This window comes from Azospirillum sp. FG154 (assembly GCF_057809575.1).
On record NZ_JBMDKF010000005.1, the window covers coordinates 22,310 to 45,249 of the forward strand.

21 protein-coding genes are annotated in these 22,940 nt (G+C 66.3%); 14 read left to right on the forward strand and 7 right to left on the reverse strand.

The annotated features are described in order from the left end of the window. Window positions 1-109: 109 nt before the first annotated feature. A complete protein-coding gene (locus ACODS4_RS07370; RefSeq protein WP_488862205.1) occupies window positions 110-1,546 on the reverse strand; it encodes an N-acetylmuramoyl-L-alanine amidase in 1,437 nt (478 codons plus the stop codon). Between the two features lie 588 nt (window positions 1,547-2,134). On the opposite strand from ACODS4_RS07370, the gene ACODS4_RS07375 reads away from it, so the two are divergent. The 8 genes from ACODS4_RS07375 to ACODS4_RS07410 all read left to right on the forward strand — a co-directional run bounded on the left by ACODS4_RS07375 (window position 2,135) and on the right by ACODS4_RS07410 (window position 10,927). After that, window positions 2,135-5,110, forward strand: a complete 2,976-nt coding sequence (locus ACODS4_RS07375) for an Rne/Rng family ribonuclease (RefSeq protein WP_488862207.1) — start codon at window positions 2,135-2,137, stop codon at window positions 5,108-5,110. A 90-nt stretch (window positions 5,111-5,200) separates the two neighbouring features. Further along, window positions 5,201-5,755, forward strand: a complete 555-nt coding sequence (gene greB, locus ACODS4_RS07380; RefSeq protein ID WP_488862209.1) for a transcription elongation factor GreB — start codon at window positions 5,201-5,203, stop codon at window positions 5,753-5,755. Between the two features lie 251 nt (window positions 5,756-6,006). Further along, window positions 6,007-7,263 carry a tyrosine--tRNA ligase gene (gene tyrS / locus ACODS4_RS07385; RefSeq protein WP_488862211.1) on the forward strand — a complete coding sequence of 419 codons (1,257 nt, stop codon included), beginning with the start codon at window positions 6,007-6,009 and terminating at the stop codon, window positions 7,261-7,263. A 74-nt stretch (window positions 7,264-7,337) separates the two neighbouring features. Next, complete coding sequence (locus tag ACODS4_RS07390; protein WP_488862213.1) at window positions 7,338-7,751, forward strand: oxidoreductase; 414 nt, start codon at window positions 7,338-7,340, stop codon at window positions 7,749-7,751. 183 nt (window positions 7,752-7,934) lie between these two features. After that, window positions 7,935-8,522, forward strand: a complete 588-nt coding sequence (locus tag ACODS4_RS07395) for a cold-shock protein (RefSeq protein ID WP_298374275.1) — start codon at window positions 7,935-7,937, stop codon at window positions 8,520-8,522. A 247-nt stretch (window positions 8,523-8,769) separates the two neighbouring features. Further along, window positions 8,770-9,342, forward strand: coding sequence for a YgjV family protein (locus tag ACODS4_RS07400; RefSeq protein ID WP_488862216.1), 573 nt, complete (start codon window positions 8,770-8,772; stop codon window positions 9,340-9,342). 7 nt (window positions 9,343-9,349) lie between these two features. Then, on the forward strand, window positions 9,350-10,081 hold the full coding sequence (locus ACODS4_RS07405) for a Crp/Fnr family transcriptional regulator (protein ID WP_488862218.1): 732 nt from the start codon (window positions 9,350-9,352) through the stop codon (window positions 10,079-10,081). Between the two features lie 174 nt (window positions 10,082-10,255). After that, on the forward strand, window positions 10,256-10,927 hold the full coding sequence (locus ACODS4_RS07410; RefSeq protein ID WP_119832056.1) for an MT-A70 family methyltransferase: 672 nt from the start codon (window positions 10,256-10,258) through the stop codon (window positions 10,925-10,927). A 26-nt stretch (window positions 10,928-10,953) separates the two neighbouring features. Here the strand turns inward: ACODS4_RS07410 and ACODS4_RS07415 are convergent, their stop codons facing one another. The 4 genes from ACODS4_RS07415 to ACODS4_RS07430 all read right to left on the reverse strand — a co-directional run bounded on the left by ACODS4_RS07415 (window position 10,954) and on the right by ACODS4_RS07430 (window position 15,633). Next, window positions 10,954-11,589: an HAD family hydrolase gene (locus tag ACODS4_RS07415; protein WP_488862220.1), complete on the reverse strand. Its 636-nt coding sequence runs from the start codon at window positions 11,587-11,589 to the stop codon at window positions 10,954-10,956. A gap of 13 nt (window positions 11,590-11,602) precedes the next feature. Beyond that, complete coding sequence (locus ACODS4_RS07420; protein ID WP_488862222.1) at window positions 11,603-12,373, reverse strand: DsbA family protein; 771 nt, start codon at window positions 12,371-12,373, stop codon at window positions 11,603-11,605. A gap of 69 nt (window positions 12,374-12,442) precedes the next feature. After that, the gene (locus ACODS4_RS07425; RefSeq protein ID WP_488862224.1) at window positions 12,443-13,837 is read right to left on the reverse strand and encodes an esterase-like activity of phytase family protein; all 1,395 of its coding nucleotides are present in this window, start codon (window positions 13,835-13,837) and stop codon (window positions 12,443-12,445) included. Between the two features lie 329 nt (window positions 13,838-14,166). Continuing rightward, window positions 14,167-15,633 carry a M48 family metalloprotease gene (locus tag ACODS4_RS07430; RefSeq protein ID WP_488862226.1) on the reverse strand — a complete coding sequence of 489 codons (1,467 nt, stop codon included), beginning with the start codon at window positions 15,631-15,633 and terminating at the stop codon, window positions 14,167-14,169. A gap of 55 nt (window positions 15,634-15,688) precedes the next feature. Between ACODS4_RS07430 and ACODS4_RS07435 the strand changes: the two genes are divergently transcribed. From ACODS4_RS07435 to ACODS4_RS07445, 3 genes are all read left to right on the forward strand, one after another. Beyond that, on the forward strand, window positions 15,689-16,915 hold the full coding sequence (locus tag ACODS4_RS07435; RefSeq protein WP_488862228.1) for a gamma-glutamyltransferase: 1,227 nt from the start codon (window positions 15,689-15,691) through the stop codon (window positions 16,913-16,915). 26 nt (window positions 16,916-16,941) lie between these two features. After that, window positions 16,942-18,120, forward strand: coding sequence for a pyridoxal phosphate-dependent aminotransferase (locus ACODS4_RS07440; RefSeq protein WP_488862230.1), 1,179 nt, complete (start codon window positions 16,942-16,944; stop codon window positions 18,118-18,120). A 92-nt stretch (window positions 18,121-18,212) separates the two neighbouring features. Continuing rightward, window positions 18,213-19,307, forward strand: coding sequence for an anhydro-N-acetylmuramic acid kinase (locus ACODS4_RS07445; RefSeq protein ID WP_488862232.1), 1,095 nt, complete (start codon window positions 18,213-18,215; stop codon window positions 19,305-19,307). A 21-nt stretch (window positions 19,308-19,328) separates the two neighbouring features. Here the strand turns inward: ACODS4_RS07445 and aat are convergent, their stop codons facing one another. After that, window positions 19,329-19,973: a leucyl/phenylalanyl-tRNA--protein transferase gene (gene aat, locus ACODS4_RS07450; RefSeq protein ID WP_488862234.1), complete on the reverse strand. Its 645-nt coding sequence runs from the start codon at window positions 19,971-19,973 to the stop codon at window positions 19,329-19,331. Window positions 19,974-20,090: 117 nt separating this feature from the next. Next, window positions 20,091-20,687 (reverse strand): TetR/AcrR family transcriptional regulator, encoded by a 597-nt coding sequence (locus tag ACODS4_RS07455; protein WP_488862236.1) that lies wholly within the window; start codon window positions 20,685-20,687, stop codon window positions 20,091-20,093. A 212-nt stretch (window positions 20,688-20,899) separates the two neighbouring features. Here ACODS4_RS07455 and ACODS4_RS07460 point away from each other — a divergent pair, with 212 nt between their 5' ends. The 3 genes from ACODS4_RS07460 to ACODS4_RS07470 all read left to right on the forward strand — a co-directional run bounded on the left by ACODS4_RS07460 (window position 20,900) and on the right by ACODS4_RS07470 (window position 22,938). Next, entirely contained in the window at window positions 20,900-21,304 is a 405-nt protein-coding gene (locus ACODS4_RS07460) for a RidA family protein (protein WP_488862238.1), read from the forward strand. A 166-nt stretch (window positions 21,305-21,470) separates the two neighbouring features. Next, entirely contained in the window at window positions 21,471-22,145 is a 675-nt protein-coding gene (locus ACODS4_RS07465) for a ribonuclease T2 family protein (protein WP_488862240.1), read from the forward strand. A gap of 106 nt (window positions 22,146-22,251) precedes the next feature. After that, on the forward strand, window positions 22,252-22,938 hold the full coding sequence (locus tag ACODS4_RS07470) for an aspartyl/asparaginyl beta-hydroxylase domain-containing protein (protein ID WP_488862242.1): 687 nt from the start codon (window positions 22,252-22,254) through the stop codon (window positions 22,936-22,938). The last annotated feature ends 2 nt before the right edge of the window (window positions 22,939-22,940 follow it).

Here is a 22,940-nt window from a genome sequence, read left to right on the forward strand (position 1 = left end):
CTATCATCATGCGGCCCGGATGCGCGCCCCCATTCCCGACATGCCAGGACAATGTGTCACGCAGAGGGCAGAAATTTTTTCAAACGCGCAGGACGCCCGACTGGGGCGATCACCCCGCCTTGGCGCCGCTCAACCACTTGAAATAGGCGTCGATGGTCCGCGCCAGCGACCGGCCCAGCTTTTCGCGGTGGTCGGCGGTGGTCAGCAGGCTGGCGTCCTGGCGACTCGACAGATACCCCATTTCGATGAGGGCCGACGGCACGTCGGGCGCGGTCAGCACGGCGAAACCAGCCTGCCGGTGCGGCTTGCTGGGTATCAGCTTCACTTCGCGCCCCAAATGCTCCAGGGCGATTTTGGCGAAGCGCGTGGAGTGGTTCATCGTGTCGCGCTGGGCCAGATCGATCAGGATGCTGGCGACCAGATCGTTTTCCCCCGACAGATCCAGCCCGGCGATGGCGTCGGCGCGGTTTTCCTTGGCGGCCAACATTTCCGCCTCGCGGTCGGACGCTTTGTTCGACAGGGTGTAAATCGACAGCCCGCGCATCTCGCCGCTGCCGATGCTGTCGGCGTGCAGCGAAATGAACAGGTCCGCCTCGGCCTCGCGCGCGATCGCCACCCGGTCGCGCAAGCGGATGAACACGTCCTTGTCGCGAGTCAGCCGCACGCGGTAGCGGCCCGTCGCCTCCAACTGGCGCTTGGCCTCGCGGGCGGCGGCCAGCGTGATGTCTTTTTCATAAAGACCGCCCACCCCGATGGCGCCGGGATCGGGACCGCCATGACCAGGATCCAGGACAATCAAGGGCTTTTCGGCCAAGGGTTTTTCGGCCCGAGGCGGAGGCTTTACCGGCGCCGTGACGCTGGGCGGAGCCATCGGCAACGCGGCGGGGATGAGTTGGGCCGACGGCGGCTCATCGGGTTCTGGCGGCGGTCGGGCGGACAGGGCCAACCCCGGCGCCGACGCTCCCTTCCCCTCGCTCCGGCCCACATGTTCGGTCGGATGCTTCGGCGTCGGCGGCGCAACGGCGGCCAAGCGTTGGAACTCCACCGGCGAGGCCCGTTCCAGGTCGAGGACGAAGCGTGTTTGGCGCCCCTCGCGCGGCGGTATCGTGTAAGCCTCGCGCACCTTGGCCGGGCCGACCGTCTCGAAGGTGATGCGCAGGACGCCGGGCGTCGGCGTGGCGTAACTGTAGCGGGCGACAATGCCCTTGCCTTCCATCGGCAGGCCGCCGCCGGACCACGCCACGTCCGGCAGATCGACGATGATCCGATAGGGTTTGGCCAGCGCCGTCACCGTGAAGGAAACCGCGTCGCTGAGTTCCAGCACGAAGCGCGTCTTATCGGGATGAAGCCCCAGCCGGGCGTCGACCACCGCCGCTTTGGTCGGCGGGGTGAGCGACGGCAGAAAGGCCGTGGTTTGCGCCCGCGCGGCGCCCGCCATGACCAACGCCGCCATCACAGCCGCCAGCAACAGCGCGCCAAGCACACGCCCGCCCGCCCTGCCCGCCCCGAGGGCGACAGAATGGAGATGGCGGGTCAGGGGCGGCATGAACTCCACGAGGCACCGGAAAAACGCGTCACTCCCTTCACCTATAGCCAGCCCCAACGACAGTCTCAACGTGGACGATGGGGAGCGGCGTGATTTTCACGCCGGGGCGCCGTTCCTGCCACACCGGATGGGAAGGGAAACAGCCCCGACTCGACGAAACGTCGGCGCCCGGCGAATCGTCATATTTCCGCGTTGTGCACGGCGGATCTCTTGTCTATGGTATCGCTGCGACAAACCGCAATTCGCCAGTTCCTCGAACCCACGCCGTTCCGATCATCCGATCAAGGCTCATGGTTCAAGGATTTGCGGCGTCGCCCGCGAGCAACAGGCTCTGACCGGCAGCCAAGCCGGAAGCCTGTCGTTGGGTGACGCGTTCGGATTGCCGGTGAGAGGACGAAACCTCGAAGCTGGTTGCGGCTGCAAGGCCGCCGCCCGGCGCTTGTCGACCGACCCGTCCTGGCTGCTTTTATCAGCGCCGTTCGACGGCGCCGGTCCCTGCGCCGCACGCTTCGCCCACAACAGACGATGCCTCCAGGCGGCCCTGTCGGTCGCGCGGGTCAGCCGGGATCGCGTCGTTGAGGAACGTGTATGGCCAAGCGCATGCTGGTGGACGCCACGCACCCGGAAGAAACCCGGGTCGCCGTGGTGAGTGGAAATCGGCTGGAAGAACTCGATTTTGAGATCGCCAGCCGCAAGCAATTGAAGGGCAACATCTACCTCGCGAAAGTCACGCGGGTTGAGCCTTCGCTTCAGGCGGCCTTTGTGGAGTATGGCGGCAACCGCCATGGCTTCCTCGCCTTCTCGGAAATTCATCCCGACTATTACCGCATCCCGGTCGCCGACCGCGAAGCGCTTCTGGCTGAAGAGCGCCGCCTGGACGAGCAGGCCGAGGCGCGCGCCGAAGCCGCCGCCGACGGCGCCGTGATGGCCGAGCCGGTGCGCCCCGAGCCGGTGGTCGACGAATCCTCGCCGATGCCCTCGCCGATCGCCCCGGACTCGGGCGACAACGACGCGATGAGCGCCGAAGGCTCCGACGAGGCCAACGGCCATGGCGACGACGTCGCCCCGCCGGAAAACCCCGACGTGCTGGGCGGCGACGAAGAGGAAGAGGTCGAGGAGGTTCAACGCCGCCGCGCCCGTCCGCTGCGCAGCTATAAAATCCAAGAGGTCGTCAAGCGCCGCCAGGTCATGCTGGTGCAGGTGACGAAGGAAGAGCGCGGCAACAAGGGCGCCGCGCTGACCACGTACCTGTCGCTGCCGGGCCGCTACTGCGTGCTGATGCCCAACACCGGGCGGGGCGGCGGGATCTCCCGCAAGATCACCAACCCGGCGGACCGCAAGCGCCTGAAGGAAATCCTGTCCGATCTGGACATTCCCGACGGCATGGCGGTCATCCTGCGCACCGCCGGTCTGGAGCGGTCCAAGCCGGAAATCAAGCGCGATCTGGAATATTTGCTGCGCCTGTGGGACGACATCCGCGAACAGACGCTGAAGTCGTCGGCCCCCTGCCTCATCTATGAAGAGGCGAACCTCATCAAGCGGTCGATCCGCGACCTCTACGCCGCCGACATCGACGAGATTTGGGTCGAGGGCGAGGCTGGGTTCCGCACGGCGCGCGAGTTCATGGGCATGCTGATGCCCGGCCACACCCGCCGCGTGCAGCAATACCGCGACGACACGATCCCGCTGTTCCACCGCTATCAGGTGGAAACCCAGATCGACGCCATCCACAGCCCGGTGGTGCAGCTTCGCTCCGGCGGCTACATCGTCATCAACCCGACCGAGGCGCTGGTCTCCATCGACGTCAACTCCGGGAAATCGACCCGCGAGCGCAACATCGAGGAAACCGCCTACAAGACCAATTTGGAGGCCGCCGACGAGGTGGCGCGCCAGTTGCGTCTGCGTGATTTGGCCGGTCTGATCGTCATCGACTTCATCGACATGGAAGAGGCGCGCAACAACGCCTCGGTCGAACGTCGGATGAAGGAGGCGATGAAGAACGACCGGGCGCGCATCCAGCTTGGCCGGATCTCCGCCTTTGGCCTGTTGGAGCTGTCGCGTCAGCGTCTGCGCCCGTCGCTGTTGGAAACCAACTTCGAGCGCTGCCCGCACTGCTCGGGCACCGGCGTCATCCGCTCCGTCGAATCGGCGTCGCTGCACATCCTGCGCGCCATCGAGGAAGAGGGCATCCGCAAGCGGTCGGCCGAGATCACCATCTATGTGCCGACGCAGATCGCGCTCTACATCCTCAACCAGAAGCGCGCCGAACTGACCAAGATCGAGGAGCGTCACGGCTTCCACGTCATGGTCCAGGCCGACGACACGCTGATCGCCCCCGATCACCGGCTGGAGCGCAACCGCGCCCGTCTGCCGGACGAGGATGGTCCGCTGGTCAGCGCCGACCGCGCGATGGCCGAAACCGACCGCGCGCTGGCCGCCGAGCCGGTTGACGACGTCGTCGAAGAGGTTGACGTCGCCGAAGCGGTCGAGGCCGAGGACGAGGTTGACAGCGCCGCCGCCCCCGAAGGCGCGGCGGAAACCGCCGAAGCCGCCGAACGCCGCCGCCGCCGTCGCCGTCGTCGCGGTCGTGGCCGTGGCGAACGCGAGGATGGCCGTGGCGAGACCGCTGCGGACGGCGAAGCCGACAGCGACGTCGAAGCTGAGACCGCCGACGAAACCGCCGAACTCCCCGTCAGCATCCCGACCGACGCCGTCAGCGAACATGGCGGCGACGCCGAGAATGACGCCGAGGCCGACGAGGATGAGGACGGCGAAGACGAGGGTGGCGATGAGGCGAACGACCGCAACGCGGACGGTCGCAAGAAGCGCCGTCGCGGCAAGCGCGGCGGCCGTCGGCGGACCCGTCGCGACGGCTCTGAAATCACGGATGAGGCGGCGCCCGCCGAATCCGCGACCGACGACGTGACCGACGCCACGGCGCCGGTCGCGGTGGCGCCGGTCGCGGTGGCCCCCGCCCTGGACGTCATCGACTTCGACGAAATCCTCGCCCCGACCAGCGAAGCGCCGGTCGCGGCGGTGAACGAGGCTCCGGCCCCGGTCGTCGTTGATGAGGCTCCGGCCAAGAAGCCCGCCCGCAAGCGCAAGACCGCCGCCGAGGCGCCGGTCGAAGCCCCGGCGGCGACGGTTGAACCCCCGGCTCCGAAGGGGCGCCGCAAGGCTCCCGCCAAGGCCGTTGAAGCCCCGGTCGCCGCCGAAGAGGCCCCGGCCAAGAAGGCCCCGGCCCGCAAGCGCAAAACCGCCGTCGAGACGCCGGTCGAAGCTCCGGCGGCGGCGGTTGACGTGGCCCCGGCCCCCAAGGGACGCCGCAAGGCTCCCGCCAAGGCTGCCGAGGCCCCGGTCGCCGAAGAGGCCCCGGCCAAGAAGGCCCCGGCCCGCAAGCGCAAGACCGCCGTCGAGACGCCGGTCGAAGCCCCGGCGGCTCCGGCAGCGGTTGAGGCTCCGGTGGTTGAGGCTCCGGCCCCTGTGGTCGAAACCCCGGTCGCTGAAACGTCCGGCGCCGAGGCGTCCGCCGAAAAGCCCCGCCGGGGTTGGTGGCGGCGCTAAGCCAAACGGCGAAGCACCATGAGTGAGGGAAAGGCGCCGAAAGGCGCCTTTTCCGTTTCCCCCGTCCGCTTCTGTTTGTCAGGCCCGATCATGAGCAAGGCGTTCACCCGCGAGAACGACAATCCCGACGACGACGAGGAGTTGGAAGAGCCGCAACCGCTGCCCAAGGGACTGAAAAATTACATGACGCCGCCCGGCTTCCAGCGGATGCAGGAGGAGTTGCGCCATCTGCTGCGCGTCGAGCGGCCAAAGGTGGTGGAGGTGGTGTCCTGGGCGGCGGGCAACGGCGACCGTTCCGAGAATGGCGACTATCTCTATGGCAAAAAGCGCCTGCGCGAGATCGACCGCCGCATCCGCTTTCTCAACAAACGGCTGGAATCGGCCAGCGTGGTCAACCCGCAAGACCAGAAAAACCGCGAACAGGTCTTTTTCGGCGCGACCGTGACCTACGCCCGCGAGGATGATTCAGAAAACACCGTCACCATCGTTGGCGTGGACGAGGTTGATTCCGACCATGGCCACATCAGTTGGATTTCCCCCATCGCCCGCGCCCTGCTGAAAGCCCGCGAAGGCGACGTGGTCGAGGTGCGAACCCCGGCGGGGGTGGAAAAGCTGGAAGTCCTGGAGATCCGGTACGCCGGGTGAGGCTGGGAAATGCTCGTCACCCGGTTTGCTCATGACCAAATCGGCGGGGTTTGTCTCCGATGAACGCTGACAAACACAAATGACCGGGGATGAGTGGTCGCCAGATGGGCGGCGCCCACCCAAACACAGGACGGTCTGTGTTCAGCGGCGTCCCAAAAAAAACCACGTCGCCCGCGCCGATTGAGGCTGTGGACGTTCCATGGTAACAGACGCGACCATTTCTTTCCAACGACAGCCGGATTGCGGCCACCATGACGACGACCCCCTCCTCGGATTTCCTGCGCACGCTGCAAGAGCGTGGCTTCATCCATCAATGCACCGACCTCGCCGCCTTGGACGAGCGGGCGCAAAAGGGGCCGATCGTCGCGTATATCGGCTTCGACTGCACGGCGGACAGCCTGCATGTCGGCAGCCTGCTGCCCATCATGATGCTGCGCTGGCTGCAAAAGACCGGGCACAAGCCCATCGTTCTGATGGGCGGCGGCACCACCCGCATCGGCGACCCGTCGGGCCGCGACGAGGCGCGGCAGTTGCTGACCGACGAGGTCATCGCCAGCAACATGGCGGGCATCAAGCGCATCTTTGGCCGTTACCTGACCTTCGGCGACGGCCCGACCGACGCGGTGATGGTCAACAACGCCGATTGGCTGGACGGCCTGAAATACATCGAGATGCTGCGCGACGTTGGCCGTCATTTCAGCATCAACCGCATGTTGAGCTTCGATTCGGTCAAGCTGCGGTTGGACCGGGAACAGTCGCTGACGCTTCTCGAATTCAACTACATGATTCTCCAGGCCTATGATTTCGTCGAGTTGAACCGGCGCTTGGGCTGCGCCTTGCAGATGGGCGGATCCGACCAGTGGGGCAACATCATCAACGGCGTCGAGCTGGGCCGCCGCGCCGACGGGGCGGAGCTGTTCGGTCTGACCACGCCGCTGCTCACCACCTCGTCGGGCGCCAAGATGGGCAAGACGGCGGCGGGGGCGGTCTGGCTGACCGGCGACAAGCTCAGCAGCTATGATTTCTGGCAGTACTGGCGCAACACCGAGGACGCCGACGTCGGCCGCTTCCTCCGCCTGTATACCGAACTGCCGTTGGACGAGGTCGCCCGGCTGGAAAGCCTGCCCGGCGCGGAGATCAACGAGGCCAAGAAGATCCTGGCCAACGCCGTCACCGCGCTGGCCCATGGCGAAGAGGCCGCGCGCGACGCCGCTGAAACCGCCCGCCGGGCGTTCGAGGAGGGCGCCGCCGCCGAGGGGCTGCCGACCATTGAGATCGCGCGCGGCGATCTGGACGCCGGAATCGCTGTGGTCGATCTGCTGGTCTCCGCCGGTCTGGCGGCGTCGAAGGGCGAGGCCCGCCGTCTCATCAAGGGCAACGGGATCAAGCTGAACGACGCCACGGTGTCGGACGAGGCCGCCAAGGCCAGCGCCGCCGATCTGAACGCCGACAACGCGGTGAAGCTCAGCGCGGGCAAGAAGCGCCACGTCCTGGTCAAGCCGGTCTGACCATCGCGCGTAAGCCCGCGCGGGGGGAGAGGAGACGCCCCTTCGCCCGCGCGGGCGCGCTGGAGATCGACGCGTTGCCCGGCATCGTCGAGGATTGCCGAATCGCCGCCCGCAACGCGGTGGCCGCTGGATTCGACGCGGTCGAGGTTCACGCGGCCAACGGCTATCTGATCGACCAGTTCCTGCGCGACGGCACGAATCAACGGACCGACGCCTATGGCGGCAGCGTCGAAAACCGCGCCCGCTTCCTGTTCGAGGTGTTGGACGCCGTGGTGGGTGAGATCGGCGTCGACCGCGTCGGCATCCGCCTGTCGCCGCTCAGCCCCAGCAACGACGCGCAGGAAAGCGACCCGCAAGCGACCTACAGCCCGGTGATCGAGCGGTTGCGAATCGACGCTCCGCTGGCGGAGCCGGACAGCAAGACCTTCTACGGCGGCGACGCGCGCGGTTACACCGATTATCCGACGTTGGGCGCGGCGATGGTGTAACCCGCGTCGCGGCGTCTTCCGCCCTGGCGTGATTGTGGGCAATCTGTTGTTGTGCGACGCAGCATCAACAGGGCGCCTGCGACAAATGAAAGAGAATCAGTCTTCTTTCTTTTGGCGGGCTTGACGGATGGTCGGATCCCTGTGACAAAGGATCTTCGGCACACTCTATGAGCTTGAAGACACATGTTCGACCGCCCGCCCCGCCAGGGCTTCCGCGCTCCCGAGATCACCAAGTCCAACGTCACCGCCACCGTGAAGTGGTTCAACCCCACCAAGGGGTTCGGCTTTGTGTCGCCTGAGGACGGTTCGCCCGACGCCTTCCTGCACGTCTCTGCGGTTCAGGCCGCTGGCTATGACGCGCTTGACGAAGGCACCACCATCTCCTGCGATCTGGCCCGTGGTCCCAAGGGACCGCAGGTCGCTTCCATCCACTCGGTTGACGCCTCCACGGCGCAAAGCTCCCCCCGTCCGCCGCGCGCTGGCGCCGGTGGCGGCGGCTTTGATCGTGGCGGTTACGACCGTGGCGGCTATGACCGTGGCGGCTACGACGCCGGCGGCGGCGGCGAGGAAGTCAGCGGCACCGTGAAGTGGTTCAACGCCGACAAGGGCTTTGGCTTCATCACGCCGAGCACCGGCGGCAAGGACGTGTTCGTTCACGTCAACGTGCTGCGCCGCTCGGGCATGCAGACCCTTCAGGAAGGCGATCAGGTGCGCGTCACCGTTCGCCAGGGCCAGAAGGGTCCGGAAGCTGGCAAGGTCGAGTACCTCTAAGGTCTCGGCTCTGGGTTGACGCCATGGCGGCCCTTCGTTCGTAAGAGCGGGCGTCGCCTTGGCGGACCAGCGTTTACCGGCGTTCGCGTCGGGTTAGGCGCACGGCGTCCCGAAAGGGTGCGCCGTGCGTTTTTGTCTCTGGGCACGGCGGTGTTCAACGTGGCGGGGCGCCACTGGAGAGTTTCGCGGTGGCGTCGCCCAGCGCGGTCAGCGCGCTGACGCAACCGATGATTGGCGCGTGAGTCCGATGTTCGATCTTTCGATTGATCTCTCTCCGACCCAACTCATCGGCTATCTTGGCACGTTGGGGGGTATGGTCTGGCCCCTGTTCCGGGGGCGGGTGAGCATTCTTCTGGCCCAGCTTGCGCCGTCCTTTTGCTTCATGATTCATTTTTGGCTGTTGGGCGGATTAACCGCGGCGGTTCTGAATCTGCTGGCCATTCTGCAAGGGCTGGCGGCGATTCCGTTGGGGACGCGGCCAAATTTCCGCGTCGTGTATCTGATGATTCTGCCGGTCATCGCTGGATTGATGGCGATCACCTGGACCGGTTGGCTGTCGCTGTTCGCCGCGCTGGCGCTGGCCCTGGTCAGTGTGGCGCGCTATCAAACGGGGGGGACGCGCTTTCGTCTGTTCATGGCGCTGGCCTTGCCCTGTTGGTTCACCCACAGTCTCCTTATCGGTTCGGCCCCGGGAATGCTGTCGGATGCGGTGGGAATGACGGTCAATCTGTGGATGCTGGCCCGCAGCGGGGCGTTCGGGGCCTTCTGGTCCAAGACGCGGCTGCTTTTCAACCCCGACTCGGGATCATCCGGCCCATGAGCGAGACATGAGCGAAACGTCCAATCCACCCGCCCGCGCCCTGCCGCCCCACAGTCTGTCGGCGCAGGACGTCGCGGCGTTGCGGGCCATCCCGCTGTTCGCCAAGCTGTCGGATCGGGCGTTGGCGCTGTTGGCCGGGGTGGCGCAGGTGCGCGCCGTGGCGCGGGGCGTGACGCTGTTTGTGCAGGATGAACCGGCGGATCGTTTTTTCGTGCTGCTCGATGGCTGGGTGAAGCTGTTCCGCCTGACCCGCGAGGGGGCGGAGGCGGTGGTCCACGTCATCGGCCCGGCGGAAAGCTTCGCCGAAGCGGCGATGTTCGCCGACGGCAAATTTCCGGTCTGCGCCGAGGCTGTGACCGATGGGCGGGTGATGACGCTGACCGCCGACGGCTTCGCCCGCTGTTTGCGCGAGGATGAGCGCATCGCCTTTGGCATGCTGGGATCGCTGTCGCTGCGGCTGCGGGATCTGGTGTCGCAGATTGAACAGCTTCAGGTTCAACCGGCGCCCCAGCGGGTCGCCGCCTTTCTGCTGCGCTTCTGCCCTGTGGGAGAGGGGGCGGCCAACTTCGCCCTGCCGTTCGACAAGGCGCTGGTCGCCCGCCGTCTGGGAATGCAGCCGGAAACCTTCTCACGCGCGCTGGCCAAGCTGCGGGCGGTGGGGGTGGACACCCAAGGCGGGGCGGTGACGGTGGCCGATCGCGGCGCGCTGCGGCGCTTTGTCGAAACGACGACCGATTGACGAGGCGGGTGATTAACCGGGTATGCGTGTTTCGCGCGCGCCAGAGGCCGACGAGCGATGGTTGACGGGGTGGCGCCTGCGTGCGAGTTTGCACCCCTTCAACGGTGAGACGATGGCGGGGGCGTCCGCTGTGTTTGGCTCCGCCGTCCGCTATTCAGGAAGTTTGAGGACGCGATGAGCGACACGACGACGACGGTGACGACGGCGCAGGATCCCGCCACGGATCTCGTGTCCTTCGCCGGGGACCGGCGTTTCGCCACCGTGATGGCGGACCCGCCTTGGCGCTTCGTCAACCGCACCGGCAAGATGGCCCCGGAACACCGTCGCCTGTCCCGCTATGGCACCATGACCATCGAGGATATTTGCGCGCTGCCGGTCGCCGACATCGCCGCCCCCACCGCGCATCTCTATCTGTGGGTGCCCAACGCCCTGCTGCCCGAAGGCTTGCAGGTGATGAGCGCCTGGGGATTCGAGTACAAGACCAATCTGGTCTGGCACAAGATCCGCAAGGATGGCGGGTCGGACGGGCGCGGCGTCGGTTTCTACTTTCGCAACGTCACCGAACTGATTTTGTTCGGCGTGCGCGGCAAGAACGCGCGGACCCTGCCGCCGGGCCGCACCCAGGTCAATTGCATCAGCACCCGCAAGCGCGAGCACAGCCGCAAGCCCGATGAACAGTATGAGTTGATCGAGGCGTGCAGCCCCGGCCCCTATCTGGAAATGTTCGCGCGCGGCGCCCGCCCCAACTGGGCGGTGTGGGGCAACCAGGCCGACGACAGTTACGAGCCGACCTGGAAGACCTACGCCTACAACTCCGCCGCCGACCGCGAAGCGGTCACAGAGTAAGCAACCGGCGGAGTGAAGGGGCGGCGTTACAGCAGCCCGAACCCTTCCAAATCCCGCCGCAGGGCTTCGGCGCCCGCGAAATGATGCGCCGTCATGCCGACGGACCGCGCGCTTTCGACATTGTCGGGATTGTCGTCGATGAACAGGCAATCCGCCGCGTCGAGTCCGTAACGATCCAGTAGAATCCGGTATATTTTCGGATCCGGTTTGATGACTTTTTCGATCCCGGACACAACGATTCCGTCAAAGCCGTTCAGGAAGTCGAAGCGCTTTTGCGACAGGACGAATTTGTCGGCGGAAAAATTGGTGATGGCGTAGACGGGAACCCCGCGCGCCTTCAGTTCGGCCAGAATCTCCGGCGTGCCGGGGATCGGGCCGGGGACCATCTGTTCCCATTGCTCGTCATAGACGCGGATCAATTCGGCGCAATCCGGGTGCTCGGCGGTCAACTGCGCCACCGCCTCGGCCCAGGGGCGCCCGCGATCCTGCTCCAGATTCCAGGCGGGGGAACAGACGTTGTCGAGGAAATCCTCCATCAGATCCTCATACCCGTCGAACAGGTCGCGGTAGAGGTGACGCGGATCCCATTCGATCAGCACCTGCCCGATGTCGAAGACGACGATCTTCGGGGGGATCTTGGGAGGATTTTCCATTCCGGTCATGGAACGACCCTTTTTAGCTCTTGCTGCGCGCGGCAGCGACCAGACGCTTCATGTCCTCCAGCTTGATCGCGCCGGGAACCAGATCGCCGCCGAAAACGAAGCCCGGCGTGCCGTGGATGCCGAGATTTTCGGCCAGGGTCTGGTTGGCGGCGATCACCGACAGGACGTCGCGGCTTTCCATGTCCTTCTTCAGACGGTCGGTGTCGAGACCGACCGACTTGGCCAGACGCAGAACCACGTCCTCGTCGATCTGGCCGCGCTGGGCCATCAAGGCGTTGTGGAATTCCAGATATTTGCCCTGCGCGCGCGAGGCCAAGGCCGCCTTGGAGGCGATGACCGACGCCGGGCCGAGGATCGGCAGCTCCTTGAAGACGAAGCGCAGCTTGCCGTCGTCCTTGATGAGCCGTTGGACGTCGGCCTGGACGGCCTTGCAATAGCCGCACTGGTAATCGAAGAACTCGACCACCGTCACGTCGCCCTGCGGGTTGCCCGCCACCGGATCGGCGGCGTTGCGGGTCAGTGCCTGTTGGTTTTCGGCCAGAGCCTTCTTGGCTCGTTCCGCTTCCGCAACCTTTTCACGCTGCTGGAGCGATTCGACGGCCTGGAGGATGACCTCCGGGTTCTTCATCAGATAATCCCGAATCACGGTCTCGATGGCGGCGCGTTGGGCGTCGTCCATCGCCGCCGATTGGGCTTGCGCTGTCGTCGGGGTCAGGACCGTCGTGGTCAGGGCCAGAGCGGCGACAGGCAGCGCGAGAAGAGCGGAACGAAACAGCGACGGCATGGTGGGCGGTCTCCGAAGACGACGAAAGCCGCCCACACTGTACCGACAATTGTGGCGGAACAAGCGCTATCAGCGGGCGCGCAGCAACTCCCCAACCTTCAGCAGGGCGATTTCGTCGCCGTCGGCCTTGCCGATGGTCCGGCCGGTCGAATAGGGCAGGTTGTTGTCGTTCACCACGACGATGTGCTCGGCGTCGACGATCCCGACGCCCTCCGGCCCCAGATGGGGCATGACGAAGCGGTCGGACGGCTCGCCGATCCGCGCCTTGTGGTCGGGGTCGGCGATGTCGGTCAAATCGATGTAGCCGATCTTGCGGACGAAGCCGTCGGCGTCGGCGCCGGCGATGTCGATCTTGTAGATCCGCTTGAAATTGGCCGGGGCGTTGAAGCAGTCGGGCTTGATCTCGCCCTTGCAGGCCTGGGACTTCGCGCCTTCGGTGGCGTCGTCGCGCTCGATCACCAGGGCGCTGCCCGCGTCGATCATCGCCATGTCGGCGACGACGTTGGCGTTGTCCTCCAACAGATATTTCCACGACCGCCCGGTGTAGGCGCGCTTTTCGACGTCGAACTCCAGAACGCGGGTGTAGAGGCGCCCGTCCTTGTTCTCAAAGGCCTTGGCCTCGGCGTTCCACAGCGGGCCTTCCAGCGCCGGATACAGGGTCTTGCCGTCGGGCGACACGCCCATCGGCTCGAACCCGCGCGAGCGGCGAACCTCGAAGGACACCGCGCCGGGGATGTTGGGCAGCCCGCCGTTGCGGTAATGGTCGGGCGAGCGGGCGGGCTTGCCGTCCACCAGCGTCTCATGCACCGCCAAAACCACGCCGTCGCGGTCCAGTTCCAGAATGTAGGGGCCGAACTCGTCGCCGATGAACAGGCGGTCGTTCTGGACCACCAACGATTCCGGATCGAAATCGGCGCCGGTCAGATAGCGGCTGGTCGTGTTCTCGTTGACGATGGCGAAGGGAACTTTCTTGTTCGGGTCGCGCAGGAACAGCGTGTCTTCGCGGTTCAGCGCGCCGGTCGCCCAATCGGCCTTCACGCGATGGACCATCAGCAGCGCGTCCACCGAATTGACCTTCGAGCCGAACCCATTGTCGGTCAGCGTCAGGAAGACGTCCTTGCCCTGCGGCACGACGGCGGAAAAGCCCTGGACCGCTTGCCCGGCGACCGGCAGACCAATCTCAGTCTGGCGCGGCGCCTTCGGATTGGCGGCGAAGGAGGTGGCGATCAGGCTGCCCAGCGTCTCGACCCGCTTGCGGTCGGGGGCGGTGAATTTCCCGGCGGTGGCGAACAGCGGCCCGGCGTCCGCCGGGGCTTGCGCCAGAGTCGCGGCGGGCAAAGCGGCGTGCCCGGCCAGCGTGGCGGGAAAACGGGTGGCGCCCTCCGCGCGCGCCGGAGTCGCTGACAGAAGGGCGAGAACCGCCGTGGCGCACAGGGCGTCACGCAGGTGACGGGGGGTGAGCATGGGACAGGCTTTCCGCAAGAGGAAGGACACATCCGGGTGTGCGGATGATCGTTCCTGGCGGCATAGCAACTGTGCGTGACGGGCGTTGGTCGGTTGGATGACCGTTGCGTGACGCGTGGGGTTCGAGGGATTTTGACACCGATGAACACAGATAAACACAGATGAATAATGATGACCCTCATTCGACCAGCGGCGCGCCGGAGAAAGCATCATCAATTTTCATTTATCTGTGTCTCTATTCATCTGTGTCCATCTGTGTTCATCGGTGTCACAAAATAAACTCAACACGACATCCTGTCACCCAAGAATCCCAACGCGACCCATGCCCTTCACTTCGGCTTGTCCAACGCCCCCGTCTGCCCCCGGATGTCTTGCGCGCGCAGCCAGCCGGGCGACCCGGCGGGCAGGAGTTTTTCGGCGCGTTCGGCCTGCGCCTTGGCCATCGGCAGATCGCCGCGCGCCAGCGCCTCTTCCGCCGTCGAGTAGGCCAGCATGCCGGGGTTGTTCTTCATGCTCCAGGCTTGCGCCGTCAGCCGCCAGAGGAAGGCGGATTGGGCTTGTGACTTCGAGGCGATTTGCAGGTTTTTCAGCGCTTCGTCGGCCAACTTCGGATCATGCTGCTCCAACAGGGCGTGGGCCAGCGAAACGCGGATGACGCCCGCTTCGCTCCCAGCCAGTTCCACCGCCTTGCGGTAGGGGGCGACCGCGTCGGCGGCGCGCCCGGTTTGCAGCATCAGATCGCCCTTCATCTCGTGCAGATAGGGGTTTTTCGGCTCCTCGGCGATCAGCCCATCGACCAGCGGCGCGGCCTGCTTCACGTCGCCCTGGCGGAAATAGGCGTAGGCGCGGCCATAGCGGGCGACCGGGCTGCGGTCGTCGGCCTTGTAGCGGCGCAGCGCCCCCAGCGGGTCGAGATAGGCCGTCAGCTTGGCCTGGATGCGGCGGAAATCCTCGTTCACGCTGGCCGGGGTGGGAAGCTTGGTGAAGCGGGATTTTTCGATGAAGTTGCGCACCGCCTCGATGCGTTCGCGGGTCAGCGGGTGGGTCAAGCGATAACCCGCGTCGCGGTCGTTCAACAGCGGTTCGCCGACCCCCAGCTTTTCCAGAAAGGTCAGCATGCCCATCGACGACAGGCCCGCATGCTCCATATAGGACAATCCGGCCTGGTCGGCGGACGCTTCTTGCGTGCGGGAAAAGGCCATCAGATTCCGTTCGGCCAGATGCTGGCCCAGCATGACTCCGGCCATTCCCGCGTTGCTGTTGCGGGCGGCGACCCCCGCCGCGATGCCCAGCCCCATGCCGACCAGCGAAGAGAGAAAGGCGTTCTCCATCGCGTCGGTCCCGCGCACCAGATGCCCGCCGGAAATGTGGCCGGTTTCATGGGCGATGACGCCCAGCAACTGGCCGACGTCGTCGACGCTCAGCAACAGGCCGGTGTGCAGGAAGATGTTCTGCCCCCCGGCGACGAAGGCGTTCAGGGTCGAATCATTGACCAACAGAATGGTCACGGCCTCCGGGTCGATGCCCGCCGCCTGGAAGATTGGCCGGGCCATCTTGCGGATGATATGGTCCGTCTCGGCGTCGCTGAGGATTTGCATCTCTGGCCGACGCTGCGCCTGTGCGGGTGGCGCTCCCCCCACCAGCGACACGACCAACACGGATATGATGGCGACGACCGAAACCAGCCTGCTGGGCTTGCGCACCGTGACGACCTCCGGCTCTTGTGAACGGACACCCGCGCGACGGCGCCCGGCGTCCAGCTTGCGAATGTGGCGACGCGCGGGCGCGATTGCCATAGCTGCATCACTGCTGACGGGCTGCGTCAACACCAAGTTCAAGACCAACGCCCTGGTGCAAAGTTTTGTCATCGCCGACGAACCGCGCGCCGCCGCCATCGGGCGCGACGTGCTGCTTCAGGGCGGGCTGGCGGGCGACGCCGCCGCCGCCATGGCCTTGGCGATGACCGCCAGCCTGCCGTCGCGCGTTGGTTTGGCGGGCGGCGGCGTTTGCGTGCTGTTCGACGCCACGAAGAAGCAGGCGCGCACGGTCGATTTCCTGCCGCGCCCGGCGGGCGCCGGCGGGGTGGCGATGCCGACCATGCTGCGCGGCCTTTACGCGGTGCAGGCGCTGGCGGGAAACCAGCGTTGGGAGCAAGTCGTCTCCCCGGCGGAGCAGTTGGCGCAATTCTCGCCAGGGGTCAGCCGGGCGTTGACGCAGGATTTGGCCGCCTTCGGCAACCGTCTGGCTCCGGATTCGGAGCTGCGCAAGCATTTCCTGGTCGGCGGCGCGGTTCCGGCGGTCGGCGCGCTGGTCAGCCAGCCCGAACTGTCGGCCACCCTGTCGATCCTGCGGCGCAACGGCGTTGGCGCGTTCTACAGCGGCCCGCTGGCGACGGTTGTGGCGCAGGGGTTGGGCATTGATCCGGCGGCCTTGCGGGCTTATCAGCCGCGCGTGACCGGCGCCCGCTCGGTTCCGCTGGGGCTGGTGTCGTTGAATCTGCCCGACACCGATCTGCCCGACTCGGGCGCGGCTCTGGTCCAGGCGTGGAACGCGGCGGCGGATCTGCCGCCCGCCCAGCGCGCCGCGCGCGTCGCCTCGGCGCTTGGCGCCACCGGCCAGGGGGCGACCGCCGCCGGGGCTGGGTTGATGGTGATCGACCGGGAGGAAAACGGCGTGGCCTGCGCGTTGACCCAGGGCGCGCCCTTTGGCGCCGGACGAAGCATCGTCGGCACCGGCGTTCTGGCGGCCCAAGGGGTGGATCGCGGCGGTTTCGGCACGCCCGCCCTTGTGACCAACGCCATCGTCGGCCGCACCCTGTTCGCCGGGGTCGGCACGGCCAACGGCGACGACGGTCCGGCGGCGGGACCAATGGCGGTGCTGACGGCGGCCTTGCCCGCCGCGTTGGACGGCGCGCTGGGCGACGCGATTCTCGCCAACCGCCCGGCGACCGCGCCGGGGCGGGTCAATCTGGTGGCCTGCCAGGTTTCCATTGAAAACGGCTTCCGCGATTGCCAATCCGGTACGGATCCGCGCGGCAACGGCTTGGCCGTGGTCGTTGAAACCGTGCGCGAGCGTTGATCGGGTTTTTGCAGAGACGAATGAGAATGAGCAAGCAGCCGAAAGTGTCCAAACGGGGCGCGATTCCGCCCTTCTTCGTCATGGAAGTGATGCGCGCCGCCGCCGAGCGGGAAGCCGCCGGGGGCGAGGTGCTGCACATGGAGGTCGGCCAACCCTCCACCGGCGCGCCAAAAGCGGTGTTGGACAAGGCCGCGTCGCTGCTGACGGGCGGCGATCCGCTGGGCTACACCGGGGCGCTGGGCATTCCGCCGCTGCGCGCCGCCATCGCCCAATGGTATCGGGACCGCTACGGCGTCGCCGTGCCGGAGAGCCGGGTGGTCGTCACCACCGGCTCGTCGGGGGCGTTTCAGCTTGGCTTTCTGGCGGCGTTCGATCCGGGCGACCGGGTGGCGATGGCCTCGCCCAGCTATCCGGCCTACCGCCACACGCTGACCGCCATCGGGGTGGAGCCGGTCGAACTGCCGACCGGGCCGGAGCACCGCTTCCAACCGACCATTGACCTGTTGGAACAGCTTGATCCGCCGGTCCAGGGCCTGATCGTCGCCAGCCCGGCCAACCCGACCGGCACGATGCTGAGCCGCGAGGAGCTGACCGCGCTGTCCGACTGGTGCAAGGCCAACGGCGTGCGCATGGTGTCGGACGAGATCTACCACGGCCTGACCTATGGAACCGACGCGGTGACGGCGGCGGAGATCAACGAGCAGGCGTTGGTGGTCAACAGCTTCTCGAAATACTTCTCGATGACCGGCTGGCGGCTGGGTTGGATGATCGTGCCGGACGATCTGATCCGTTCGGTCGAATGTCTGGCGCAGAACCTCTTCATCTCGGCCCCCACCATCAGCCAGATCGCGGCGGTCGAAGCCTTCGCCTGCACGGACGAGTTGGAGGGCCACATCGCCCGTTACGCCCGCAACCGGGCGCTGCTGCTGGAAGAGTTGCCGAAGGCCGGATTCAGCAACCTCGCCCCGGCGGACGGCGCGTTCTACATCTACGCCGACGTGTCGGCGATGACCGACGACAGCGAGGCGCTGGCCAAGCAAATCCTGGACGACGCCGGGATCGCCTGCACGCCGGGCATTGATTTCGATCCAGCGCGCGGACGCCGCTTCCTGCGCTTCAGCTTCGCCGGATCGGAAGCGACCATCGCCGAAGCGGCGCGGCGGCTGATCGCGTGGAGCCAGCGTGAGGCGCTTGTGAAGCGCTGATGGGGACGGGGTTTTTGGCGCCTTCATCTGCGTTCATTGGCGCCTGAAACCAAAACTCAACCACCCCTCACCTTTGATCGACGGAGCATCCCATGACCATCCGCACCGTGATTGGGCTGATGAGCGGAACCTCGATGGACGGCGTTGACGCCGCCTTGCTGCGCACCGATGGGATCACGCGGGTGGAGCCGATGGCGTTCGTCACCATTCCCTATGAGGATGGTTTCCGCGCCGCCCTGCGCGGCTGTCTGGGCGGCAAGGGGCCGGTGGCGGAGGTGGAGCGCGCCTTGACCGACGCCCACGCCGACGCGGCGCGCCATGTGCTGGACAAAGCCGGGGTCGCCCCCGCCTCGGTCGATCTGATCGGCTTCCACGGCCACACCATCCACCACGCGCCCGACCAGCGGCGGACTTGGCAGATCGGCGATGGCGCGCGGCTGGTGGCGGCCATCGGCATCGCCGTGGTCAACGACTTCCGCAGCGCCGACGTGGCGGCGGGTGGTCAGGGCGCGCCGCTGGTCCCGCTGTTCCACCGCGCGCTCGCCACCGGCTTGCCGCGCCCGCTGGGGGTGCTGAACGTCGGCGGCGTCGCCAACGTCACCTGGGTTGGGCCAACCTGGGTTGGCGAAGACGGGAACGGGGCCGTCGTCGCCTGCGACACCGGGCCAGGCAACGCGCTGATCGACGATTGGGTGTTGCGCCATGGCGGCGGGCGTTTCGACGCCGACGGCGCGCTGGCGGCGACGGGCCGGGTGGACGCGGCGGCGCTGGCGGCCCTGCTCTCCCACCCCTATTTCAGCCTGCCGACGCCGAAATCGCTCGACCGCGACGCCTTCGATCCGGCCCCGGTCGCCGGTCTGTCGCTGGCCGACGGCGCGGCGACGCTGACCGCCTTCACCGCCGAATCGGTCGCCCGCATCGTCCCCCATCTGCCCGCCGCCCCGGTCGGTTGGCTGGTCTGCGGCGGCGGGCGGCGCAACGCCACGCTGATGGCGATGCTGGCCGAACGGCTGGGCGCGCCGGTGGCGGCGGTCGAATCGGTGGGCTGGGACGGCGACGCGCTGGAGGCGCAGGCCTTCGGCTATCTGGCGGTGCGCAGCCGCCTGGGCCTGCCGCTCAGCGAACCGGCGACCACCGGCGTGCCGACGCCGATGACCGGCGGGCGCTTTCACCCGCTGGCGGCGTAACGGCGTTACAGCGTAACGGTTTTACAGCGGCGCGCCGTCCAGCAGGGCGGCGACCGCCTGGGTCTGATCGACGGCGGCGAAGCGGGTGGGCCGCTCCAGCGCGTCGTTCAGGCGGCGGTGATACTCGGCGCGCGGGATTTCCTCCGCCCCGAAATGGCTGAGATGATCGGTGACGAATTGGGTGTCGAGCAGGGTGAAGCCCGCCGCCCGCAACCGCGCCACCAGATGGACCAGCGCCACCTTGCTGGCGTCGGTCTCGCGGCTGAACATGCTTTCGCCGAAATAGGCCGCGCCAATCGACACGCCATACAGCCCGCCGACCAGCCGCCCGTCGCGCCAGCATTCCACGCTGTGGGCGAATCCGGCCTGAAACAGTTCGGTGTAAAGCCGGACGATGTCGTCGTTGATCCAGGTCTTGGGACGGTCTTCGGTGGTTTCGGCGCACAGCTCCATCACCGTGCGGAAGGCGCTGTCACAACGCACCTCGAACACCCCGCGCCGCACCGTCTTGCGCAGGCTGCGCGCGACGTGGAAGCGGTCGAGCGGCAAGATGCCGCGCCGCTCCGGGTCGAACCAGTGAAGCTCTTTCGAGTCGGCGCTTTCGGCCATCGGGAAGATCCCGGCGGCGTAGGCGCGCAGCAGCAGCGGGGCGGAAAGCGTGAACATGCCCCCACTATAGCCACAGCCGGGCCGCGCGGCGACAGCGCATCCTAACCCTCCTTGATCCTGCGGACATTGATGCGAACAGGTGACGCCGCACCAACGTCCAGAGGAGAGGTTCCGTCAGTTCCGAACCGCCAGCAGCCCTTCCGCCAAGCACCGAAACGCTTCAACGGCCTTTGCGAGCACATCCTGCGGATGGTCGTTTGCGGCAATCCAGAGGGCGGCGTTGAGGGCGGCTCCGCTCAAAAGACGGGCCGCCGCTTCCGCGTCGATTGGTTTGATGATTCCTTGCGCCATCAGGTCTTCGACCTTCCGCAACGTCGCCTGAAGGCAATTGTTCTGGCTCGGCCACTGCGACGGATCGCCAAGGACGGCGGGACCATCAAGCAAAACGATGCGTTGAACCTCTGGCTTCAGCGCCATTTCGATATAGGCGACGCCCTCCGCCATCAAGGCGTCCCAACCATTGCCGACCTGACCGCCGACCGCCGCCGCATGGGCCGCCATTTCTCCGTCAATCTGATTGACCACGGCCAGCAACAGCCCCCGTTTGTCGCCAAAATTATGATACAGCGCGCCCCGCGTCAGCCCCACCATGGCCGTCAGGTCATCCATCGAGGTGGCCGCGTAGCCTTTTTCAGCAAAGACGTGACGCGCCGCTGAAATCAGCTTTCCGCGCGTTTCCTCCATCATTTTGGAGCGTCGCTCACCCGCCATGCTCGTCTCCTTTCAGCGCGCACGCGCGCCGCGCGCCCATTGACATACGTTCCGTATGAGAGATACGTCCACATACGCAACGTATGTGACGTTGCTCGCCCATCCTGAAACCATGCGACCGATCAATCCACGCTGGCGTCGTCCCGCCCAACCAGTTCCGGCGGAACCAGCCCTGTCCGCGCAACGCCCGCAACAGAGTTAGGAGTTGATGAATGACCCAACGCGAAGCCGTCTTTCCAGCCAACAAAGGGCGACACGCTCTTTACAACATGCATCGCTATTCCGCAGCCATTCGATCAGGAGACCTTCTGTTCGTATCCGGTCAAGTCGGCAGCCGAGAGGACGGATCGCCTCATCCAGATTTTGAAGGTCAAGTGCGCCTTGCTTTTGAAAATCTCAACAATGTCCTCAAGGCCGCCGGTTGTTCGATGCCCGACGTGGTGGACGTCACAACGTTCCACACCGACCCGGCCAATCAGATCGAGACTGTTCTGGCCGTGCGTGAGGAGATGATCGGCGATCCGCCCTATCCAAACTGGACTGCGGTCGGCGTAAACTGGCTGGCGGGATTCGATTTCGAGATCAAGGTGATTGCCCGCATCCCAAAATCCGCCTGACTTTCGTGACGAGAAAGGCCCTTCCCGAAAGAACGGCCTTTCCCTTGCTCCAACAGGCGGCGGTGAAGGCTGGCCACGATGAATTTCCCCGACGGCGCTCTTGCGGCGCGCATCCCGGTTGTGGATTATGCAATGATTGGACGCATCGCTTGGGGAAACTGTCGTCATGCGGAAACACGCCGCGTTGTTCCTGTCCGCTTTGGTTGCCGCGCTGTTCGCCGTCAGCCCGTCCTGGGCGCAGAAGCGGGCGGAGCCGGGGAGCTTCGATTATTACGTGCTGACCCTGTCCTGGTCGCCGACCTATTGCGCGCGGGCCAAGGGAGCGCCTGACCCCGACCAATGCGGCGCCGACCGCAAATTCGGCTTCGTCGTCCATGGGCTGTGGCCGCAGAACAAGGACGGCGGCTACCCGGCCTCCTGCACCCGCGACCGGAGCCTGCCCAAGGCGGTGGTCGATCAGACCATGCCGGTGATGCCCAGCGTCGGGCTGATGGTGCATGAATGGAGCAAGCACGGCACCTGTTCAGGCCTGAACGCCACCGATTATTTCGCCAAGCTGCGCGCCGCCCACGCCAAAGTCGTCGTTCCCGACGGATTGAAAACCCCCGGCGCCACCGTTCCGGCCATGCAAGTCGAGCGGCTGTTTCTGGAAGCCAACCCCGGCCTGACGGCGGAAGGCGTGGCGGTCGTCTGCTCCAAACGCGACGTGTCGGAGGTGCGGATCTGCCTGGACAAGGATCTGGGCTTCGTGGCTTGCGGCCCCAAAGTGGTGGACCGCTGCCGCGACCGCAGCGCCGTCCTGTCGGCCAACCCGGCCCCGCCGCTCCCCGTCACCAAGTGACGCCTCGCTCTGAAACCATCGGCGCGGGCAACATTCCCGTCGCGCCGCCGCCCGCGCCGTTGTAGGAGGAAGGCTGAAGCCGCAACACCCGCAGGAGCGTTCCGCCATGGACATCGGCGTCCCCTATCGCGATCTCGGCGCCATCGACGTGTCGGGGCTGACCGCGCTGGTCGCCGGGCTGGACGACGCGGCCTGGAACCGCAACACCTTCCGGCAAGAGGCGCTGGCCGCGAAAAACCACGAGGCGAGCCGCGCCATCGTTTATTGGCACGAATGGGACATCCAGGCCAATTCGCTGGGCTTTCCCTATATGGAGCAGCTCGTCGCCCGCTGGGCGCGGGCCAAGGGCCTGCCGCTGGCCCCCTTTCTGCCGGTCGAGGCCATCGTCACCGACATGGGCCGCGTCTACGCCTTTCCCGATTGGCTGGGCGTCCGCGACGTGATGACCCCGGTGATCGAGCAGGTGGTGGAGCGGCTGGGTTGCGGACGGGCGGTGGTGACGCGGCTGGCTCTGGTGTCCCTGGCCCCGAAGGTGAAGATCACCCCGCACGTCGATGGCCAGCCGATGGCGACCAAGGCCCACCGGATTCACATCGCCCTGACCGACAGCCCGAAGGTGACGTACCGCATCGGCAGCCGCGATTTCACCATGAAGCGCGGCCATGCGTACGACTTCAACAACCGGCGCAAGCACGCGGTGGAAAACCGGGGCGACAACGACCGGATCAACCTGTTCCTGGACGTCTACCCGAATCCGGCCTTTTCCATGCGCGCCGACGTGCTGAGCGTCTGACC

Excerpts from the sequence above, each read along its gene's own strand:
- ACODS4_RS07460 (WP_488862238.1), top strand. The coding sequence starts at position 20,900 with ATGACCCAACGCGAAGCCGTCTTTCCAGCCAACAAAGGGCGACACGCT.
- ACODS4_RS07415 (WP_488862220.1), bottom strand. The coding sequence starts at position 11,589 with ATGACCGGAATGGAAAATCCTCCCAAGATCCCCCCGAAGATCGTCGTC.
- greB (WP_488862209.1), top strand. The coding sequence starts at position 5,201 with ATGAGCAAGGCGTTCACCCGCGAGAACGACAATCCCGACGACGACGAG.
- ACODS4_RS07445 (WP_488862232.1), top strand. The coding sequence starts at position 18,213 with ATGACCATCCGCACCGTGATTGGGCTGATGAGCGGAACCTCGATGGAC.
- ACODS4_RS07400 (WP_488862216.1), top strand. The coding sequence starts at position 8,770 with ATGTTCGATCTTTCGATTGATCTCTCTCCGACCCAACTCATCGGCTAT.
- ACODS4_RS07405 (WP_488862218.1), top strand. The coding sequence starts at position 9,350 with ATGAGCGAAACGTCCAATCCACCCGCCCGCGCCCTGCCGCCCCACAGT.
- ACODS4_RS07410 (WP_119832056.1), top strand. The coding sequence starts at position 10,256 with ATGAGCGACACGACGACGACGGTGACGACGGCGCAGGATCCCGCCACG.
- tyrS (WP_488862211.1), top strand. The coding sequence starts at position 6,007 with ATGACGACGACCCCCTCCTCGGATTTCCTGCGCACGCTGCAAGAGCGT.
- ACODS4_RS07395 (WP_298374275.1), top strand. The coding sequence starts at position 7,935 with ATGTTCGACCGCCCGCCCCGCCAGGGCTTCCGCGCTCCCGAGATCACC.
- ACODS4_RS07375 (WP_488862207.1), top strand. The coding sequence starts at position 2,135 with ATGGCCAAGCGCATGCTGGTGGACGCCACGCACCCGGAAGAAACCCGG.
- ACODS4_RS07425 (WP_488862224.1), bottom strand. The coding sequence starts at position 13,837 with ATGCTCACCCCCCGTCACCTGCGTGACGCCCTGTGCGCCACGGCGGTT.
- ACODS4_RS07420 (WP_488862222.1), bottom strand. The coding sequence starts at position 12,373 with ATGCCGTCGCTGTTTCGTTCCGCTCTTCTCGCGCTGCCTGTCGCCGCT.
- ACODS4_RS07470 (WP_488862242.1), top strand. The coding sequence starts at position 22,252 with ATGGACATCGGCGTCCCCTATCGCGATCTCGGCGCCATCGACGTGTCG.
- aat (WP_488862234.1), bottom strand. The coding sequence starts at position 19,973 with ATGTTCACGCTTTCCGCCCCGCTGCTGCTGCGCGCCTACGCCGCCGGG.
- ACODS4_RS07370 (WP_488862205.1), bottom strand. The coding sequence starts at position 1,546 with ATGCCGCCCCTGACCCGCCATCTCCATTCTGTCGCCCTCGGGGCGGGC.
- ACODS4_RS07440 (WP_488862230.1), top strand. The coding sequence starts at position 16,942 with ATGAGCAAGCAGCCGAAAGTGTCCAAACGGGGCGCGATTCCGCCCTTC.
- ACODS4_RS07455 (WP_488862236.1), bottom strand. The coding sequence starts at position 20,687 with ATGGCGGGTGAGCGACGCTCCAAAATGATGGAGGAAACGCGCGGAAAG.
- ACODS4_RS07465 (WP_488862240.1), top strand. The coding sequence starts at position 21,471 with ATGCGGAAACACGCCGCGTTGTTCCTGTCCGCTTTGGTTGCCGCGCTG.
- ACODS4_RS07430 (WP_488862226.1), bottom strand. The coding sequence starts at position 15,633 with ATGGCAATCGCGCCCGCGCGTCGCCACATTCGCAAGCTGGACGCCGGG.